Raw genomic sequence first — 18,912 nt, 5'->3', positions numbered from 1 at the left:
GGAGAATCGACGGCATGCCCGAACTCCCCGAGGTCGAGGTGGTCCGTGCCGGGCTCGAGGCGCATGTCTCGGGCCGGACGATCACCGAGGTCGAAGTCCTCCACGCCCGCGCGATCCGCCGCCACGAACTCGGCGCCGAGGATTTCGGCGGACGGCTCTCCGGCGTGAAGATCGCGGCCGCCCGGCGCCGCGGCAAGTACCTGTGGCTGGAGCTCTCCGACGGCCAGGCCATGCTCGCGCACCTCGGCATGAGCGGCCAGATGCTCGTCCAGCCCGGGGACGCGCCCGACGAGAAGCACCTTCGCGTGCGGTTCCGCTTCGCCGACAAAGGGCCGGAGCTGCGCTTCGTCGATCAGAGGACCTTCGGCGGGCTCGCGCTCGCGGAACTCACCGAGGTCGACGGGACGGCGTTGCCGGGCACCATCGCCCATATCGCCCGCGACCCGATGGATCCGCGGTTCGACCTCGACCAGGCCGTCCGCGCGCTGCGGTCGAGGCGGACCGAGCTCAAACGCGCGCTGCTCGACCAGACGCTCGTCTCCGGGATCGGCAACATCTACGCCGACGAGGCACTCTGGCGGTCCAAGCTCCACTGGGCCCGCCCGACCGACAAGCTCACCGCCGCCCACGGCCGCACCGTGCTCACCGCCGCCAGCGAGGTGATGGCGGAGGCGCTGGTCGTCGGCGGGACCTCGTTCGACGCGCTTTACGTCAACATCAACGGCGAATCCGGATACTTCGACCGCTCGCTCGACGCCTACGGCCAGGAAGGACTGCCCTGCGGCCGGTGCGGGACGGCGATCCGGCGCGACCCCTTCATGAACCGTTCGTCGTTCTCCTGCCCGCGGTGCCAGCCGAAGCCGCGCACGAGGTGAAAACTGTCGTGTACGGCGCGGGGCCCGCGTCAACTAGCATGAACGGGCACGAGAGGTAGGGAGTGGGATGGTGGCCGCGACCGAGCCCGGTAAGACGACGCTCGCCGAGAAGATCGACAAGCTGTTCCAGATCGTGCTGAGACCCGATCGCGAACCGTACAGCCACGAAGAGGTGGCCAAGGCGTGCCGTGAGGCCACCGGGGAGAGCTTTTCGACGACGTACCTGTGGCAGCTGCGCACCGGCCGCCGCGACAACCCGACGAAACGCCATCTCGAGGCGCTCGCCCAGTTCTTCGGCGTTTCGCCCGCGTACTTCTTCGACGACGAGCAGAGCGCCAAGATCGCCGAGGAACTCGCGCTCCTCGGCGCCCTTCGCGACGCGGGCGTCCGCGACGTCGCGCTCCGGGCGGTAACGCTTTCCCCCGACGGACTCGACACCATCAGCGACATGATCGACGCGATCGCCCGCAGGGAATCCGGACGGGGCGGCCAGAAGAAGGAGTCGTGAGTGGATCGCCGCCGTAAGGAGTTGTGGCGCCGCTGCCGGAATCTCGCCGACGGCGTGGCGCTTCCCGAACCCTTCGACGCGGAGTCCTTCGTCGCGGAGCTTGCCGCCGAGCGTGGCCGTCCGATCGAACTGATGCAGGTCAGCGTCCCCTCCAGCGGCCCCTGCGGGCTGCTGATGAGCACCGAGCGCGCGGACTACATCCTCTATCCGACCAACACCACCGCCCTGCACCGGCGGCATATCCTGCTGCACGAGGTCGGCCACCTGCTGTGCGGTCACGTCGGTGCGGACGCGGGAGCCGACGGGATCGCGCTCGACGCGGCCGCCGGCAAGGCACTCATGCCGAATCTCGCGCCCGAACTCATCCGCCGCGTGCTCGGCCGCACGAGTTACAGCGCAGTCGAAGAGCAGGAGGCCGAACTGCTCGCCAGTCTCCTCGCGCAACGCGTCGCGCGGACGTCGGTGCGTGGCACGGCCCGGCTCGACGAGAGCGCGAGCGATCTCGCGGGCGGGATGGCCAGGGTCGACAACCTCTTCGGCAGCCGGAAACGGCGTCTGCCGTGATCGAGACCATCGCGTACTTCTGTTGCGTGGTGGCGTTCGCGGGTTTCGGCTACAAGCTGATCCAGGCCAGGCACACCCAGCCCCGGCGGCGGATGTGGTTCCTCAGCGCCTTCGGGATGTGCATCGCGGGCGGCATCATGCTGCTCACCCCGGCGATGGAGAACGCCGTCGGCGTCGAAGAACCCGTCGGCAGTCTCCTGAACCTCGCGGCCGATCTGCTCAAGATCGGCGCGATGGCCTTCGCGGTCGCGTTCGCGCATTCGCTGAAACTGGGGGAGGGCAAGCGGATCGGCTGGCACGCGGTGCTGTCCTGGACCGTGGTGGCCGCCGAGATCGCGCTCTTCTTCCTCTCCGGCAGCTACCGCGTCGGCGAGCACACCGCCGCCGGACCGGGCGGGCTCGGCTGGTTCGTCGCGTACAACGTTCTTTTCCTCGTCTACGGTCTGATCAGCCTGCTGACGTTCTCGATCGTCTTCGCCCGCTTCGCGCTGCACGCCGATCCCGGCCCGCTTCGCACGGGGCTGTGGCTGCTCGTCGGTGGCGGGGTTTCCGCGCTGGGCTGGACTTTCTGGGACGTCGACGACATCTACATCCTCGCCACCACCGGCGCGGTCGACGCCGGCGAGGACACGCTCTCGGCGATCCTGGCGGCGCTGAGCGTCGGCCTCGCCGGGGCGGGCGCGACGCTCAGCGTGTGGGGACCCGCGCTGGCCACCCCGTTCCGGCTGATCGGCACGTACCGGACGTACCGGCGGATCGAACCGTTGTGGGCCGCACTGCGCGAAGCCGTCCCGGGAATCGCGCTGGACCCGGGCCCCGGTATGCCGGGCGGTGTCGAATTCGCCTTGTACCGCAGGGTCATCGAGATCCGGGACGGCCATCTCGCACTGCGGCCCTACTTCGATCCGGACCTCCCGCCCGTCGCGGAAGCCGAAGCACGCAAGGCGAAGATCCCCGAAGCCCGCGTGGCCGCGACGGTCGAGGCCGCGACCTTGGCCGCCGCGCTCGCCGCCTCCGAGGCGGGCCGCCGGTACGCCCCCGACGACGTTCCGGCGACCTACCTCGACGAGCCCGACATCGCCACCGAAGCGGCGTGGCTGGTGGAGGTCACCCGCGCCTGGCGGCGGTCCGCCGTGGTCGGGCGCGTCCGGGACCTGGCCCGTGAATCCGTAACTCGCGTGATTTAAGCCGTAACTCGCGTGATTGAAGGCGTCATACCCGAGTTCCGCCCTCAATCACGCGAGTTCCGCCTCCAATCACGCGAATTACGGCTAGACGACCGCGGTGACGGCGGCCGCCGCCGAGACCAGCGCGAGCCAGACCGGCGGGGCGATGTCCTTGACCCCGTCTCCTGCCCGGGCGTGGGAGATCGCCGCCCCGATCAGCAACGCCACCAGGCCGATCGCCGCGGCGACCCCCAGCGGCGGCCAGAAGAATCCGGCCGCCAGGCCCACCGCCCCGGCGATCTCCAGCGCGCCGATCCCCTGGATCCCCCGGACCGAGAAGCCGAGCCTTTCGGTCCGGGCGACCAACGCCGGCTGACGCAGGACCTTCGCCACCCCCAGTACCGCGAAGATCGCGATCAGCAGCACCGACAACACCACATGAGCCACGGCCATAACGGAACTCCTTGGTGTGGAAGGACTTTCAGACGGTGACGCGGCGCATCGTGGCGAACCCGCCCGCCCCGGCGAGGCAGACCAGCAACGCGAGGACCCCGGTCATCCCGCCGACGGTCAACGTGCTGAAGAACTCCCCGAGCTTCGGCCAGGAATCGGTCCAGCTGAGCACCAGCACCGCGCCCAGCAGCACCAGGACCTGCGCCGCGCCGAACAGGACGACACCCACCACCGCGGCACGCCGGTAGATCAGGCCGTACCACATACCGTAGACGAACATCAGCAACAGGAACACGAACGAGGTGAGCAGGGTCAGGTACCAGGGACCGTCGAGCAGCCAGGGAACGCGGAAGTAGTTGAGACCGAGCCCCCAGCCCCCGGTCGCGTCTTCGATCCCCTGGAACACGGTGACCCCCACCGCGTACACCGCGGAGAGCCCGGCGACCAGCAGGATCGTCCCGAGGTAGTAAGACCGCCTCGACACACCGAGTGCGAGCCCGAACGGGAGCGATTTCGTCATGCTCAGGGCCCCGCAGACGAGCATGAACACGAACAGCGTGAACAGGCCGCCGGAGTAGTTCTCCTCGGGTGTTTCGGGGATCAGCGAGAAGATCGCGAGATTCACCCCGAAGGCGAAGAACGTGATGCCGACCGGGAGGACGACGTACTGGAGCCGGTCCACCAGGTGGTAGCGCGCGACGTTGACCAGGGTGTTCATGCGGACGCCTCCTCTGCGGTCTGTCCGTTGGAGGTGTGCACCATCAACTGCTGCAAGGAAAGCGGCTCCAGCTTCAGGTGCAGGGCCTTCGCCTTCGCCTTGTCGGCGGGGGCGAGCGCCTCGGCGACGGTGACCGAAGCGCGCGACCCGATCTTGCGGCGGTGCAGCACCCGGCGGCCGGCGACGAAGTCGCCCACCGCGAGGGCGGGGCCGGAAACCGTGACGGCCGTGCCGCGCAGTTCGTCGGCGGGCGCGTCGAGGACGACGCGGCCCTTGTCGATCATCACCACGTGCTCCAGCAGATCGGCGACCTCGTCGATCAGGTGCGTGGAGAGCAGGATCGTGCGGGGATGGGCCGAATAGTCGTCGAGCAACCGGTCGTAGAACAGTTGGCGCGCGACGGCGTCGAGGCCCGCGTACGGCTCGTCGAGCAGCGTGAGCTCCGCCCGGGCCGCGAGCCCGATCGTGATCGACAGCGCCGAACGCATCCCTCGCGAGAGCTTCTTGATCGGGCGTTTGGTCGGCAGATCGAAGTCGCGGAGCAGGTTTTCGGCCAGTTCCGCGTCCCAGTTCGGGTAGAACCACGACGCCGCCGAAAGCGCGTGCCGCACCTTGAAATCCGGGAACTGCTGGTCTTCGCGGACGAGCACCAGGCGCCGCAGCACCCGCTCGTTCTCGACCGGGGTCTCGCCGAACACGCGGACCGAGCCGGTGCTGGCGAACTCCTGCGCGGTGACGATGCGCAGGAAGGTGCTCTTGCCCGCGCCGTTGCGGCCGAGCAGGCCGGTGATCTTTCCTTCTTCGATGTCGACCGAGACATCGCCGAGCGCCAGGTGGTCGCCGTAGCGCCGGGTCAGGCCGGTGGTCGAAATGGTCGGCGTCATGCGGCGGGTCCTCCGTTCCGGTGTCCGTTCCCGCGGATGAGCGAGATCAGGGTTTCGTCGTCGATGCCGAGGCGCTTCGCTTCGATGAGCATCGGGTCGAGGTACTGCTCGGCGAACCGCTGCCGCCGGTCGGTGAGCAGCTTCTGCCGCGCGCCGGCGGCCACGAACATGCCGATACCCCGCCGTTTTTCGAGCAGGCCGTCGTCGGCGAGCACGTTGATCCCCTTGGCCGCCGTCGCCGGATTGATCCGGTAGAAGGCGGCGAGTTCGTTGGTTGACGGCACGCGTTCCCCCTCGGCCAGGCTTCCCTCGGCGATGTCGTCGGCGATCTGTTCGGCGATCTGCACGAACAGGGGTGTTCCTTCGTCGAGCACGACACCTCCGTTCCCCGTCTTCGAGCACCCTCTCGGGGTGCGGTGGTTCATTACTGGACTAAGTAACCCATGAACCACCCGTCGGGCGCAAGTGGCTTCCGCCGTGCGCACTACTGTGCAATGCGTGGTACCTTCTCTTGCGTAAGACTGGGAGGGACGCGACTGTGGAGATCAGTCAGCTACTTAAAGGCGTGCTGGACCTCGCCGTTCTCGCGGTGCTTCGCGGAGAGGACGGCTACGGCTACGACGTGCTCCGAAGACTCCGCGTCGCGGGGTTGCAGGAAGTGGGCGACGCTTCGGTGTACGGGACGCTTCGGCGGCTGTACAAGGCAGGCCTGCTGACGTCCTATGTGGTGCCGAGCGAGGAAGGCCCGCACCGCAAGTACTACAGCCTCAACGAGCCGGGTCGTCAGCGCCTCGAAGAGTCGGGGCAGACCTGGCGGACTTTCGCCACGACAATGAACAGCCTGTTGGGAGAGGCAGCATGAGCACGCAGAATCCGACCGCCGTGCGGGTGTATCTGGCGAGGGTCAGGAGCGCGCTCGCCGACCTGCCCGAGAGCGAAGTCGAGGAGATCCTCGAAGACGTCCGGCCGCATCTCGCCGAGATGGAGGCGGAACTGGGGGAGAACCCCAAGGTCGACGCCTTGATCGAACGTCTGGGGAGCCCGGAAGGCTATGCCGCCGAATTGCGGGCGTCCGGCGGTTATCCGCCGCGTCCGCCCGACGCGGACGGCAAGACCACCGTGCTGAAGGTGAAGACCGGGATCGGCGGAGCGCGGTTCGCGTTCTGGGGCTTGGTGTTCTCCGTCGGCGGATTCGCGCTGTTCGGCTTCGCGGCCGCGGTGTGGGTGCGGGTGGATCCGTTGCTGGGCCTGCTTTTCGTCGCACCCGTGCTCGCGATCAGCGTCGCCTACGTGGTGCGGAAGGGAGTCGCGCCGATCGCGGAACTGCCCGAGGTGGTCAAGCTCCGCGAGATCGCAACCTCGTTCCAGAACAACCGGAACAGCAAGGGAGTCAACTACTTCCGCACGCTGAAGCCGGCGTGGTGGGTGCTGTGCGCGGCGGTGCTGGTGATCTTCGGCCTGCTGCTCGTGCTGCGCGACACCGAGGCCGTGCTGTTGCTGCCGTTGATGCTGCTGGCCGCCGTCGCGGTGGTCTGGGCGGGGCCGAAGCTGAAGACCGACCGGCGGCTGCTGTGGCTGGCCGTGCCGATCTCGGCGTTCGTCATCGGCAGCATGCTCGGCGGAGCGGGCGCGGCGGTCGATCTGATCGCGAAACGGTCCTACGGCGGTGGTTCCTACAACAGCCCCTATGGGCCGAGCTACAACGACAGCTATGGGAACCCGCAGCTGACGTACGGCAGCGGGGACGTGGAGAACATCTACGCGTTCGACGCCGAGGGCAAACCGCTGACCGAGATCTACCTCTACGACGAGAACGGCCGCCCGCTCAGCACGACCCGGTACGCCTGCGAGCAGAGCACGGGAGAGAAGCGGAAAATCGGCGACGACAACCGCTACCCGCGGCCGCGGCTCGAGCGGGGAGTCCAGGACCACGACGGAAACCTCAACGGCTACAACGGTTACCGCGGCTACTGTCTGGAAAGGACGGACGTGCCGTTCAGCGCGGCGATCCCGAAGATCACCCCGGCGCAGCCTTCCACGACCGCCCAGGCTCCGCCTTCGTCCGCGGCGCCGCCGTCGAACTCCACCCAGCCGACGCGCTAGGTGGCCCGGGTGGAGGCGGACGCCGGGGGCCGCCTCCACCCGCGTTTCGTCCTCTGAATGCGGTGGTTCGCGATGCCAACGACCGCATTCAGAGGACGAAATGCGGATGCGGGAAGTACCGAAGGGGACGTAACCTCCGGGGCAACGCGCTGACGGAGACGAGTAGCCGAGAGGGCACGCGAGCCAAGAGAGCCGCCGGTAGCTGGGAAAGCGGCCTCGCGTCTTTCGGCGAAGACCCTCCCGAGTGCGGGGAGGAACGGCGCCCGCGCCCCATGCCCCGCCGTCCGGCCCACGTCACGGGTCTTCGAGGCCGCCGTTTCGGCGGCGGCGAAAGTGCGGTGGCACCGCGAGTTCCCTTCTCGCCCGCACTCCCAAGGGGTCGCGCACATCCGTACTGGAGTTGTGATGATCTCGCGTGTCCTCGCCGCCGACCTGCCCCGGCACGTCGGCGGCCGTGTCCGTATCGCCGGCTGGGTGCACCGCCGGCGCCGCCTGAAAACCATCACCTTCCTGGTGATCCGGGACCGCTCCGGGCTCGCCCAAGTGGTTCTCGCCGAACCCGGTGGCCCGCCGGAGGAGACCGTCGTCGAAGTCGAGGGTCTCGTCACCGCGAACCCTCAGGCGCCGGGCGGGCTGGAACTGACCGAACCGTCCGTCGGCCTGCTTTCCGAACCCGCCCAGCCGCCGCCGTTCGAGCTCTACCGTCCGTCGCCGGCCGCCGCGTTGCCCACGGTGCTGGACAACGCCGCCGTCGCGCTGCGGCATCCGCGGCTGAAAGAGGTCTTCGCGATCGCGGCCGCGAGCGTCGCCGGGTTCCGGTCGGCGTTGGACGGGCTCGGGTTCACCGAAATCCACACACCCAAGATCGTCTCGTCGGCCACGGAGTCCGGCGCGAACGTCTTCGGTATCGACTATTTCGGCCGGAGGGCTTTTCTGGCGCAGTCTCCGCAGTTCTACAAACAGGCGCTGGTCGGGGTCTTCGAGCGGGTCTACGAGGTCGGCCCGGTCTTTCGCGCAGAACCGCACGACACCGCGCGGCATCTCGCGCAGTACACGAGCCTCGACGCCGAACTGGGCTTCATCAGCGACCATCGCGACGTCATGGCGGTGTTGCGGGAGGCGATCGCGGGCATGGCCGCCGCGGTTCCGGAAGCGGGCGTCGAGGTGCCCGGGGAAATCCCGGAGATCCATTTCGCGGAGGCTCAGGAACTGGTCGCGCGGCTGTCGGGCGAAGACCCGCGTGGTGAGCCCGACCTCGCGCCCGCGCACGAGCGGCTGCTTTCGGACTGGGCGCTGCGCGAACACGGATCGGAATTCCTGTTCGTCACCGGGTATCCGATGGCGAAGCGGCCGTTCTACACGCATCCGGACCCGGGGCGGCCCGAGTACTCGAACAGTTTCGACCTGCTCTTCCGCGGGCTGGAACTGGTGACCGGCGGGCAGCGGCTGCACCGGCACGCGGATTACCTCGCCGCGCTGGCCGCACGCGGGGAATCCGCCGAGCCGTACCGGGACCACCTGGCGGTCTTCGCACACGGGATGCCGCCGCACGGCGGGTTCGCGCTCGGGCTCGAACGCTGGACCGCCCGGTTGCTCGGGCTGCCCAACGTCCGGCAGGCGACGCTCTTCCCGCGCGACCTGCACCGGCTGACCCCGTGAAAGCCGCGAGCCGGCACCTCGTGGAGAGGTGCCGGCTCGCGTGGGGTGAGGCTCAGTGGTTGAACGCGCTCCTGGCGGCCAGGTCGGCCAGCAGGGCGCGGCCCTTCTCGGCGTTGCGCGGCTGGGCCAGGACGTCGTAACGCCGGGCGACCAGCTGGCTCTGCGAGATGAACCCTCGCTTGTTCTTCGACGACGCGTACCCCAGCGCGCCGAACAGCAGGTTGAACCCGATACCGCCGACGAGGCCGACGATGATCGGCACCAGCCCGGCGCCGGGGTTCAGCAGGCTCAGCACGAGCCCGAGGAACACACCGAACATCGCGCCGGACAGCGCCGAGCTGGTCAGCACCTTGCTCCAGCCCATGCGTCCGGCGATGCGCTCCACCAGGATCGGCTCGACACCGACGATCGTGACGTCCGTGATCGGGAAGTCCGTTCCCGCGAGGTGGTCGACGGCACGCTGCGCTTCGGAGTACGACTCGTACGAGCCGATCGGCCACCCACTGGGCATCGTCGGGAGCTGAGCCCGCCCCTGGGGCTCGGTGAACGTGGTCTGCTGCGTGAATGCCTGTGTCATTCCTTCTCACCTCTCTTGATCCGTACAACGTCCCGGATGCGCGGATCTCCTCCCGGTGCGGCGGGATTCACAGCATCTTCTCAGCCGGGCATCGCAGACAATCCGCCCAGGGATCAACTACGGTGCACAATGGATAACGAACCAGACCATTGGTCGAGTTGACCTGGTTCGGTCGACCCGGTAGGAAGAAGCCGCAAAGGTACCGCTTCGAACCTTTAGGTGAGGCTGATGGCGAACAGGCGCGGCATGCTCACGCTGGATCGGCTCCGGGAACTGGTCGAGGACGGCACCGTCGACACGGTGCTGGTGGCGATCACCGACATGCAGGGCAGGCTGCAAGGCAAACGCTGCGCCGCCGAGTACTTCCTCAACGAGGTCGTCGAGCACGCCACCGAAGCGTGCAACTACCTCCTCGCCGTCGATGTGGACATGAACACCGTCGACGGCTACGCGATGTCGTCCTGGGAGACCGGCTACGGCGACTTCGTCATGCGCCCGGACTTCGACACGCTGCGCCTGCTCCCGTGGCAGGAGGGCACGGCGCTCGTCCTCGCCGACCTCGAACGGGTACAAGGTGGCGCGGTCGCTCCCTCGCCTCGCCAGATCCTGCGCGGCCAGCTCGACAGGCTCGCCGAACGCGGTCTCGCCGCCTACGTCGGCACCGAACTGGAGTTCATCGTCTTCGACGACACCTTCGAATCGGCCTGGGACAAGCGCTATCAGGACCTTCGCCCGGCCAACCAGTACAACGTCGACTACTCGATGCTCGGCACCGCCCGGATCGAACCGCTGCTGCGCCGCATCCGCAACGACATGGGCGGCGCCGGGCTGTACGTCGAGTCGGCCAAGGGCGAGTGCAATCCCGGCCAGCACGAGATCGCGTTCCGTTACGCCGACGCGCTGACCACCTGCGACAACCACAGCGTCTACAAGACCGGGTCCAAGGAGATCGCCGCGCAGGAGGGCAAGAGCCTCACGTTCATGGCGAAGTACAACGAACGCGAGGGCAACTCCTGTCATATCCACATCAGCCTGCGCTCCGCCTCGGGCGAGCCCGTCCTGGCGGGCGACGGTCCTGGCGGATTCTCGCCGCTGATGGAGCACTTCCTCGCCGGTCAGCTGGCGGGACTGCGTGAGCTGACCTACTTCTTCGCGCCGAACATCAACTCCTACAAGCGGTTCGTGCCCGGGAGCTTCGCGCCGACGGCCGTCGCGTGGGGCACGGACAACCGCACCTGCGCGCTCCGCGTCGTCGGGCACGGGGACTCGCTGCGCACCGAGAACCGCGTCCCCGGCGGCGACGTGAACCCGTACCTCGCGGTGGCCGCGCTGATCGCGGCCGGGCTGCACGGTATCGAGAACGAACTGGAGCTGGAGCCGGAGTTCCACGGCAACGCCTACGGTTCCGCCAAGCCGACCGTGCCGACCACCCTGCGGGAGTCCGCGGCGCTGCTGGACGGGAGCGCACTCGCGAGGTCCGCGTTCGGGGACGAGGTCGTCGACCACTACCTGAACGCGGCGAAGGTCGAGCTCACCGCGTACGACGCCGCCGTCACCGACTGGGAGAGGATCCGTGGCTTCGAACGCCTCTGAGCCCCTGATCGGGCTCACGTCCTATCTGGAACCCGCGAAGTTCCTGGTGTGGGAGACCGAAGCGGCGTTGCTCCACCGGGTCTACGTCGACGGGATCGTCGCGGCGGGCGGGATCCCGGTCCTGCTGCCGCCGGTGAGCGAGGCACACGATCGGCTGATGTCCGCCGTGGACGGTCTCGTGCTGGTCGGCGGCGCGGACGTCGACCCGGCACGGTACGGGCAGGAGCAGCACGCGACGACGTACACGCGGCCGAACCGGGACGCGTTCGAGTTCGGCCTGCTGCGGTCCGCTTTGGACGGTGGGAAACCGGTGCTCGGCGTGTGCCGCGGGCTGCAGGTGCTCAGCGTCGCGCTGGGCGGCACGCTCGTCCAGCATCTGCCGGAGACGGTGGACAGCGCGGATCACCAGCCCGCGCCAGGGGTCTTCGGCACCACTACGGTGAGGCTTGCCGAGGGCAGCCGCGTCGCGTCGATCCTCGGCGCCGAGACCAAGGCGCCGTGTTACCACCATCAGGCGATCGACAAGCTCGGCGACGGGCTGGTCCCGGTCGGCTGGGCCGCCGACGGGACCATCGAGGCGGCCGAACTGCCCGGCGACGGGTTCGTGCTCGGCGTCCAATGGCATCCCGAACAGAATCCCGACGACATCAGGCTTTTCGAAGCGCTGGTGAAAGCTGCGAAGGAGCGCGAATGACCACGTTCGAGGTGATCAACCCCGCCACGGAAGAGGTGGTGAGGTCGGTCGAGCTGACCTCGGCCGAGGAGACCGACGCGGCCATCGCCCGCGCGCACGCGGCGTTCCCCGCCTGGCGCGCGGTGGCCCCCGGCGACCGGGCACGGCTGCTGCGCCGGTTCGCCGACGCCGTCGACGCCGACATCGAGCATCTCGCCGCGTTGGAGGTCGCCAACGCCGGCCACACGATCGGCAACGCGCGCTGGGAGGCGGGCAACGTCCGCGACGTGCTGACGTACTACTCGGCCTCGCCCGAACGGCTGAGCGGCAAGCAGATCCCCGTTCCCGGTGGGGTGAACATGACGTTCCACGAGCCACTGGGCGTGGTCGGGGTGATCGTGCCGTGGAACTTCCCGATGCCCATCGCGGGCTGGGGGTTCGCGCCCGCGCTCGCCGCCGGGAACACCGTCGTGCTCAAACCCGCCGAGCTCACCCCGCTCACCGCGATCCGCCTCGGCGAACTCGCTCGCGAGGCGGGGATCCCCGAAGACGTCTTCCAGGTGCTTCCCGGCAAGGGATCCGTGGTGGGTCAGCGTTTCGTGGATCATCCGGCGGTGCGGAAGGTGGTGTTCACCGGCTCCACCGAGGTCGGCAAGCAGATCATGGCGGGCTGCGCCGCACAGGTGAAGCGGGTGACCCTGGAACTCGGCGGCAAGAACGCGAACATCGTGTTCGCCGACGCCGACCTGGAGAAGGCCGCGGCCACCGCGCCGTACGGCGTCTTCGACAACGCCGGGCAGGACTGCTGCGCGCGGTCGCTGATCCTGGTGCAGTCGAGCGTGTACGAGAAGTTCATGGAGCTGCTGGAACCCGCGGTGAACGGCGTCGTCGTCGGGGATCCGCGGCTGGAGATCACCGAGATGGGCCCGCTGATCTCGGCGGGACATCACGCGAAGGTGTCGTCCTATGTGGACGATTCCGCGCCGGTCGCCTTCCGGGGCAGCGCGCCCGTCGGCCCCGGGTACTGGTTCGCGCCGACCGTCGTCACCCCGCCGGACCTGCGGCATCCGCTGGCGTCCGAGGAGATCTTCGGCCCGGTCGTCGCCGTGGTCCCGTTCGAGGGGGAGGGGGACGCGGTGACCATGGCCAACCGGACCGAGTACGGGCTGTCCGGCTCGATCTGGACCCGTGACGTCGGCCGCGCCTTCCGCGTCGCGCGCGGTGTCGAGGCCGGGAACCTGTCGGTCAACTCGCATTCGTCCGTCCGGTACTGGACGCCGTTCGGCGGGTTCAAGCAGTCCGGGCTCGGCCGCGAGCTCGGCCCGGACGCCGTCGACGCCTTCACCGAGACCAAGAACGTCTTCATCAGCACGGAGGAATAGGAATGGTTCAGCGTTTCGAGGGCCGTGTCGCCGTCATCACCGGCGGCAGCAGCGGCATCGGTCTCGCCACCGCGCGGCGGCTGGCGAGCGAAGGCGCGAAGGTCGTCATCGGCGACATCTCCGCCGAGACCGGGAAGGCCGCGGCCGACGAGGTCGGTGGCCTGTTCGTGCAGGCCGACGTCACCGACGCCGAGCAGGTCGAGGCCCTGTTCCAGACCACTGTGGACACCTTCGGCTCGGTCGACGTCGCGTTCAACAACGCCGGTATCTCGCCGCCCGAGGACGACTCGATCCTCACCACGGGCATCGACGCGTGGGAGAAGGTGCAGAAGGTCAACCTGACGTCGGTGTATCTGTGCTGCAAGGCGGTCTTGCCGCATATGCAGCGGCAGGGGAAGGGCTCGATCATCAACACGGCGTCGTTCGTCGCGGTGATGGGCGCGGCGACGTCGCAGATCTCCTACACCGCGTCCAAGGGTGGCGTGCTGGCGATGAGCCGGGAACTGGGCGTGCAGTTCGCGCGGGAGAACATCCGGGTGAACGCGCTGTGCCCGGGGCCGGTGAACACGCCGCTGCTCAAGGAACTGTTCGCGAAGGACCCCGAGCGGGCCGCGCGGCGGCTGGTGCACGTGCCGGTCGGGCGGTTCGCGGAGCCGGAGGAGATCGCGGCCGCGGTCGCGTTCCTGGCGAGCGACGACGCCTCGTTCATCACCGCTTCGCAGTTCCTGGTGGACGGGGGCATCTCGGGCGCCTACGTCACCCCGCTCTGACCCTCCGCGCGTTCAGTCCTCTAAATGCGGTGAAGTACATGAAGGCCCCCTTCCTTGCGCCTAGGTACAGGAAGGGGGCGTTCATGTACTCGGGCCGGCGCCGAAGGACGCTTTCCCCTCGTCTCATGCGGTGAAGGGGTCTTTCAGCCCGTGAGCCGGGCTGACCGTCACTCGTCCCGGTGGCTGGGATGGCGACCCGCTGACCTGCGCTGTAGTCCTGAGAACGCGAAGCCAGCATCCAGGACCACCCAGGAGGCCCGAGCATGACCCGGCAGATGAGCACCGCCATGCGTGACTGCATCGACCTGTGCAACGAGTGTCACGTCCGCTGCGAGGAGATGATGACGCGCTGTATGGAGAGGGGCGGCGCGAAGCTCGGGATGATGATGGTGACCTGCGCGGACATGTCGCGCATGTGCGCCGACATGATGATGCGCTGCTCCGCGATGGTCGCCGACCTCGAAATGATGCGGATGTGCGCGAAGATGTGCGGCCTCGCCTCCCAGATGATGCGCATGTGCGCCGACGAGTGCGCCAAGACCGGCGACGCCGAGCTCGCCGACGCGGCCGACATGATGAGGCGCTGCGCCGAGCTCTGCGGCACGATCACCGCCGAGATGATGATGGAGAACGCGTAACTCGCGTGATCAGAGCCGTGACTCGCGTGATTGAAGGCGTAACTCACGAGTTACGGCTCTGATCACGCGAGTTACGGCTCCAAGCACGCAAGTGACGTCGTCGGCGGTGAGTAGACGCGCGCTGAACAGGCCAGGTACGGTGTGCGCACAACTTCAGACAGGGCCGTCGAGCTGGAGCGGGAGAGCCCCCACGAACGTGGTGGGGCACCGAAGGAGCAAACTCCCCGGAATCTCTCAGGTACCCACTACCGCTTCACGCGAGGCCACTCTGGAAAGCAGGCGCGCAAGTGCGCCTCACCCAAGGTGAAAGCCACCCTCATCGGTGGTGAAACTCTCAGGTGCCATGACAGAGGGGGAGTTCCCAGCGCACCGGTCTATCCGGCGCCTGACCCAAGGAGCTCCCTTGACCAGTACGTCCTTCGACGACCGGCACATCGGCCCCTCGGAGTCCGAGCAGGCCAAGATGCTCGCCGAGGTCGGCTACGGCAGTCTCGATGCCCTGGTGCAGGCCGCGGTGCCGTCCGCGATCCGGGTCACCCGTGACCTCGAACTTCCCCCCGCCGCGTCCGAAGAGGACGCCATCGCCGAGCTTCGCGCGCTCGCCGCGCTCAACAAGCCGATGACCCAGATGATCGGCCTCGGCTTCCACGACACGGTCACCCCGGCGGTCATCCGCCGCAACGTGCTGGAGAACCCGGCCTGGTACACGGCGTACACGCCGTATCAGCCGGAGATCTCGCAGGGCCGTCTCGAAGCCCTCCTCAACTTCCAGACGATGGTCTCCGAGCTGGCCGGTCTCGCCACCGCGAACGCCTCCCTGCTCGACGAGTCCACCGCCGTCGCCGAGGCCGTCATGCTGATGCGCCGCGCGTCGAAGGCGAAGTCGAACAAGGTCGTCCTCGACGCCGAGTGCCTGCCGCAGACCATCGCCGTCGTCCGCACCCGCGCCGAGGCCATGGGCGTCGAGGTCGAGGTCCGCGACCTGCTCACCGGCCTGCCGGAGGAGTTCTTCGGCGTCGTCGTCCAGTACCCGGGCGCTTCCGGCGTGCTGCGCGGCGCGGGCTTCTACTCCGCCATCTCCGAGACCGCGAAGGCCGCCGGCGCGCTGTACACCGTCGCCGCCGACCTGCTCGCCCTCACCCTGATCACCGCGCCGGGTGAGTTCGGCGCCGACATCGCCGCCGGTTCCACCCAGCGCTTCGGCGTCCCGCTCGGTTACGGCGGTCCGCACGCCGGGTTCATGGCCGTCCGCGCCGGGCTCGAGCGTTCGCTGCCGGGTCGCCTGGTCGGGGTCTCGGTCGACGTCGACGGCAACCCCGCGTACCGCCTCGCCCTGCAGACCCGCGAGCAGCACATCCGCCGCGAGAAGGCCACCTCCAACATCTGCACCGCGCAGGTCCTGCCCGCCGTACTCGCCGCGATGTACGCGGTCTACCACGGTCCGGACGGCCTCAAGCGCATCGCGACCCGCGTCCACGAACTCGCCGCCGGACTGGCCGCCGCCCTCCGCGAGGGTGGCGTCGAGGTCGTCCACGAGGGCTTCTTCGACACGGTCCTCGCCCGCATGCCCGGACAGGCCGAAGCGGTCGTCGCGGTCGCGCGGGAGAACGGGATCAACCTCGGCCCGGTCGACGCCGACCACGTCCGCATCGCGGTCGACGAGGTCACCACACCCGCGATCATCGCCAAGGTGCTCAACGCGTTCGGTGTCGACACCCCCGCCGCCGATGCTCGTGCGCTGCCCGCCGGCCTCGGCCGTGAGAGCGAGTACCTCACCCACGAGGTCTTCCACTCGCACCGCTCCGAGACCGCGATGCTGCGCTACCTGCGCGGACTGTCCGATCTGGACTACGCGCTCGACCGCGGCATGATCCCGCTCGGCTCCTGCACGATGAAGCTCAACGCCACCACCGAGATGGAGCCGATCAGCTGGCGCGAGTTCGCGGGGATCCACCCGTTCGCCCCCGCCGACCAGGCCGAGGGCTACCACACCCTGGTCGAGCAGCTGTCGGGCTGGCTCGCCGAGGTCACCGGCTACGACAAGGTGTCGCTGCAGCCGAACGCGGGCAGCCAGGGCGAGCTCGCCGGCCTCCTCGCGATCCGCGCGTACCACCACGCGAACGGCCAGACCGAGCGCGAGGTCTGCCTGATCCCGTCGTCCGCGCACGGCACGAACGCCGCCTCCGCGGTGATGGCCGGGATGCGCGTCGTCGTGGTCAAGTGCACCGACGAGGGCAACGTCGACCTCGAAGACCTGCGGGCCAAGGTCGAGGCCAACCGCGACACGCTGTCCGCGATCATGGTCACGTACCCGTCCACACACGGCGTGTACGAGAACGGCATCGACGAGCTGGCCAAGATCGTCCACGACGCGGGCGGCCAGGTCTACGTCGACGGCGCGAACCTCAACGCGCTGCTCGGGCTCGCCAAGCCGGGTGAGTTCGGCGGCGACGTCTCGCATCTGAACCTGCACAAGACCTTCTGCATCCCGCACGGTGGCGGCGGCCCCGGCGTCGGCCCGGTCGCGGTCCGCGCGCACCTCGCGCCGTATCTGCCGAACCACCCGCTGCTGGAGAAGGCCGGCCCCGAGACCGGTGTCGGTCCGATCAGCGCGGCCCCGTACGGCTCGGCGTCGATCCTGCCGATCTCGTGGGCGTACGTCCGCATGATGGGCGCGGGCGGGCTCACCGCCGCGACGCAGGTCGCCGTGCTCGCCGCGAACTACGTGGCCAAGCGCCTCAACCAGCACTACCCGGTGCTCTACACCGGCCAGGACGGCCTGGTCGCGCACGAGTGCATCCTCGACCTGCGCGGGCTCACCAAGGAGACCGGCGTCAGCGTCGACGACGTCGCGAAGCGCCTCATCGACTACGGCTTCCACGCCCCGACCATGTCGTTCCCGGTCGCGGGCACGCTGATGGTCGAGCCGACCGAATCCGAGGACCTCGGTGAGATCGACCGCTTCATCGAGGCCATGATCGCCATCCGCGCGGAGATCGACGCCGTCGCGCAGGGCAAGTGGGCCGCGGACAACAGCCCGCTGCGCAACGCCCCGCACACCGCGGAGACCCTCGTCGGCGACTGGGACCTGCCTTACGACCGCGAACTGGCGGTGTACCCCGCCGGAGTGAACCGCAAGTCCAAGTACTGGCCCCCGGTGCGCCGCATCGACGGTGCGCGCGGGGACCGTAACCTCGTCTGCTCCTGCCCGCCGCTCAACGCCTACGAGAACTGAGGCACTTGATGTCGAAAGAGACGTCCCTGCACGGAGTCCACAAAGGACTGGGTGCGCTGTTCACCGATTTCGCGGGCTGGTCGATGCCGATCCGCTATTCCAGCGAACTGGCGGAGCACAAGGCGGTCCGCGAGGCCGCCGGCCTGTTCGACCTCTCCCACATGGCCGAGATCGAGGTGACCGGCCCGCAGGCCGCCGACACCCTCGACTACGCGCTGGTCGGCAACCTGTCGGGCGTCAAGCCGGGCCGGGCGCGCTACACGATGATCTGCGACGAGAACGGCGGCGTGCTGGACGACCTGGTCGTCTACCGCCTCGCCGACGAGAAGTTCCTGGTCGTCGCCAATGCGGGCAACGCCACCGTGGTCGCGGATGCGCTGGCCGAGCGGGTCTCGGGTTTCGACGCGGTCGTCGAGAACAAGTCCGAGGACGTCGCGCTGATCGCCGTCCAGGGCCCGAAGGCCGTCGAGATCCTCGGCGCCGTCACCGACGCCGACCTGGGCGCGCTCAAGTACTACGCGAGCGTCCCGGCCGTCGTGAAGGGACACGACGTCCTGCTCGCCCGCACCGGCTACACCGGCGAGGACGGTTTCGAGCTGTATGTCCCGGCCGGTGAGGCGCCCGCCGTCTGGCGCATCCTCACCGACGCGGGCGAGCCGCACGGCCTGCTCCCGGCCGGTCTCGCCTGCCGCGACACCCTGCGGCTCGAAGCGGGAATGCCGTTGTACGGCAACGAACTCAGCCTTCAGCTGAGCCCGTTCGAGGCGGGCCTCGGCCGCGTGGTCAAGTTCGAGAAGCCGAACGACTTCGTCGGCAAGGCCGCGCTCGAAGAGCTGTCCAAGAAGGACGTTCCCCGCGTGCGTGTCGGGCTCAAGGGTTCCGGCCGCCGCGCGCCGCGTCACGGCTACACCGTCCTGGCGGGTGACACCGAGATCGGCGAGGTCACCAGCGGTGCCCTCTCACCGACGCTGGGTTACCCGATCGCCATGGCCTACGTGGACCGGGAGCACTCCGAGCCCGGCACCGAGCTTTCCGTCGACATCCGGGGCCGTATCGAGCCCGTCGAGGTCGTCGCCCTGCCCTTCTACTCCCGCGCCTGAAAGGCCCCTTTCTC

Annotated in this window: 19 protein-coding genes and 1 riboswitch; of the genes, 14 read left to right on the top strand and 5 right to left on the bottom strand. The window is 68.7% G+C overall.

Annotated elements, in window-relative coordinates:
- Nucleotides 1-14: 14 nt before the first annotated feature.
- The 4 genes from mutM (at nucleotide 15) to AVR91_RS09850 (ending at nucleotide 3,134) form a co-directional block, all read left to right on the top strand.
- A complete protein-coding gene (mutM, locus tag AVR91_RS09865; RefSeq protein WP_063273309.1) occupies nucleotides 15-875 on the top strand; it encodes a bifunctional DNA-formamidopyrimidine glycosylase/DNA-(apurinic or apyrimidinic site) lyase in 861 nt (286 codons plus the stop codon).
- Between the two features lie 67 nt (nucleotides 876-942).
- Complete coding sequence (locus AVR91_RS09860) at nucleotides 943-1,383, top strand: helix-turn-helix domain-containing protein (RefSeq protein WP_016336386.1); 441 nt, start codon at nucleotides 943-945, stop codon at nucleotides 1,381-1,383.
- Nucleotides 1,384-1,947 (top strand): hypothetical protein, encoded by a 564-nt coding sequence (locus AVR91_RS09855; protein ID WP_063273300.1) that lies wholly within the window; start codon nucleotides 1,384-1,386, stop codon nucleotides 1,945-1,947.
- The gene (locus AVR91_RS09850; RefSeq protein WP_063273301.1) at nucleotides 1,944-3,134 is read left to right on the top strand and encodes an MAB_1171c family putative transporter; all 1,191 of its coding nucleotides are present in this window, start codon (nucleotides 1,944-1,946) and stop codon (nucleotides 3,132-3,134) included. The genes AVR91_RS09855 and AVR91_RS09850 overlap by 4 nt, the downstream gene beginning before the upstream one ends.
- A gap of 84 nt (nucleotides 3,135-3,218) precedes the next feature.
- Here the strand turns inward: AVR91_RS09850 and AVR91_RS09845 are convergent, their stop codons facing one another.
- Genes AVR91_RS09845 through AVR91_RS09830 form a run of 4 tightly spaced genes read right to left on the bottom strand, consistent with a single transcriptional unit; the run spans nucleotide 3,219 to nucleotide 5,542 of the window.
- Nucleotides 3,219-3,566, bottom strand: coding sequence for a DoxX family protein (locus tag AVR91_RS09845; protein ID WP_063273302.1), 348 nt, complete (start codon nucleotides 3,564-3,566; stop codon nucleotides 3,219-3,221).
- Nucleotides 3,567-3,594: 28 nt separating this feature from the next.
- Nucleotides 3,595-4,284, bottom strand: a complete 690-nt coding sequence (locus AVR91_RS09840) for a hypothetical protein (protein ID WP_063273303.1) — start codon at nucleotides 4,282-4,284, stop codon at nucleotides 3,595-3,597.
- Complete coding sequence (locus tag AVR91_RS09835; protein WP_063273304.1) at nucleotides 4,281-5,168, bottom strand: ABC transporter ATP-binding protein; 888 nt, start codon at nucleotides 5,166-5,168, stop codon at nucleotides 4,281-4,283. Before AVR91_RS09835 ends, AVR91_RS09840 begins: the two co-directional genes overlap by 4 nt.
- Nucleotides 5,165-5,542 (bottom strand): GntR family transcriptional regulator, encoded by a 378-nt coding sequence (locus AVR91_RS09830; protein ID WP_016336380.1) that lies wholly within the window; start codon nucleotides 5,540-5,542, stop codon nucleotides 5,165-5,167. Before AVR91_RS09830 ends, AVR91_RS09835 begins: the two co-directional genes overlap by 4 nt.
- A 164-nt stretch (nucleotides 5,543-5,706) precedes the next feature.
- On the opposite strand from AVR91_RS09830, the gene AVR91_RS09825 reads away from it, so the two are divergent.
- From AVR91_RS09825 to aspS, 3 genes are all read left to right on the top strand, one after another.
- Nucleotides 5,707-6,030: a PadR family transcriptional regulator gene (locus AVR91_RS09825; RefSeq protein WP_005160429.1), complete on the top strand. Its 324-nt coding sequence runs from the start codon at nucleotides 5,707-5,709 to the stop codon at nucleotides 6,028-6,030.
- Nucleotides 6,027-7,271: a DUF1700 domain-containing protein gene (locus AVR91_RS09820; RefSeq protein WP_063273305.1), complete on the top strand. Its 1,245-nt coding sequence runs from the start codon at nucleotides 6,027-6,029 to the stop codon at nucleotides 7,269-7,271. The genes AVR91_RS09825 and AVR91_RS09820 overlap by 4 nt, the downstream gene beginning before the upstream one ends.
- A 405-nt stretch (nucleotides 7,272-7,676) precedes the next feature.
- Nucleotides 7,677-8,930: an aspartate--tRNA(Asn) ligase gene (gene aspS / locus AVR91_RS09815; protein ID WP_063273306.1), complete on the top strand. Its 1,254-nt coding sequence runs from the start codon at nucleotides 7,677-7,679 to the stop codon at nucleotides 8,928-8,930.
- A gap of 52 nt (nucleotides 8,931-8,982) precedes the next feature.
- Here the strand turns inward: aspS and AVR91_RS09810 are convergent, their stop codons facing one another.
- Complete coding sequence (locus tag AVR91_RS09810) at nucleotides 8,983-9,507, bottom strand: general stress protein (RefSeq protein WP_016336377.1); 525 nt, start codon at nucleotides 9,505-9,507, stop codon at nucleotides 8,983-8,985.
- A gap of 228 nt (nucleotides 9,508-9,735) precedes the next feature.
- Here AVR91_RS09810 and AVR91_RS09805 point away from each other — a divergent pair, with 228 nt between their 5' ends.
- From AVR91_RS09805 to gcvT, 7 genes are all read left to right on the top strand, one after another.
- Nucleotides 9,736-11,100, top strand: a complete 1,365-nt coding sequence (locus tag AVR91_RS09805) for a glutamine synthetase family protein (protein ID WP_083737487.1) — start codon at nucleotides 9,736-9,738, stop codon at nucleotides 11,098-11,100.
- Nucleotides 11,081-11,794, top strand: coding sequence for a gamma-glutamyl-gamma-aminobutyrate hydrolase family protein (locus AVR91_RS09800; protein ID WP_063274984.1), 714 nt, complete (start codon nucleotides 11,081-11,083; stop codon nucleotides 11,792-11,794). Before AVR91_RS09805 ends, AVR91_RS09800 begins: the two co-directional genes overlap by 20 nt.
- On the top strand, nucleotides 11,791-13,155 hold the full coding sequence (locus AVR91_RS09795) for an aldehyde dehydrogenase family protein (RefSeq protein WP_063274983.1): 1,365 nt from the start codon (nucleotides 11,791-11,793) through the stop codon (nucleotides 13,153-13,155). The genes AVR91_RS09800 and AVR91_RS09795 overlap by 4 nt, the downstream gene beginning before the upstream one ends.
- A 2-nt stretch (nucleotides 13,156-13,157) precedes the next feature.
- Nucleotides 13,158-13,925: a 3-oxoacyl-ACP reductase gene (locus tag AVR91_RS09790; RefSeq protein WP_016336373.1), complete on the top strand. Its 768-nt coding sequence runs from the start codon at nucleotides 13,158-13,160 to the stop codon at nucleotides 13,923-13,925.
- 263 nt (nucleotides 13,926-14,188) lie between these two features.
- The gene (locus AVR91_RS09785) at nucleotides 14,189-14,563 is read left to right on the top strand and encodes a hypothetical protein (RefSeq protein WP_063274982.1); all 375 of its coding nucleotides are present in this window, start codon (nucleotides 14,189-14,191) and stop codon (nucleotides 14,561-14,563) included.
- Nucleotides 14,564-14,730: 167 nt separating this feature from the next.
- Nucleotides 14,731-14,824, top strand: a riboswitch (glycine riboswitch).
- Nucleotides 14,825-14,966: 142 nt separating this feature from the next.
- Nucleotides 14,967-17,798, top strand: coding sequence for an aminomethyl-transferring glycine dehydrogenase (gcvP, locus tag AVR91_RS09780; RefSeq protein WP_076857300.1), 2,832 nt, complete (start codon nucleotides 14,967-14,969; stop codon nucleotides 17,796-17,798).
- Nucleotides 17,799-17,806: 8 nt separating this feature from the next.
- Nucleotides 17,807-18,898, top strand: coding sequence for a glycine cleavage system aminomethyltransferase GcvT (gcvT, locus tag AVR91_RS09775; protein ID WP_063274981.1), 1,092 nt, complete (start codon nucleotides 17,807-17,809; stop codon nucleotides 18,896-18,898).
- Nucleotides 18,899-18,912: the final 14 nt, after the last annotated feature.

The organism is Amycolatopsis keratiniphila subsp. keratiniphila, assembly GCF_001620365.2.
GTDB lineage: Bacteria > Actinomycetota > Actinomycetes > Mycobacteriales > Pseudonocardiaceae > Amycolatopsis > Amycolatopsis keratiniphila.
This window is presented reverse-complemented; position numbering and strand designations above follow the sequence as displayed.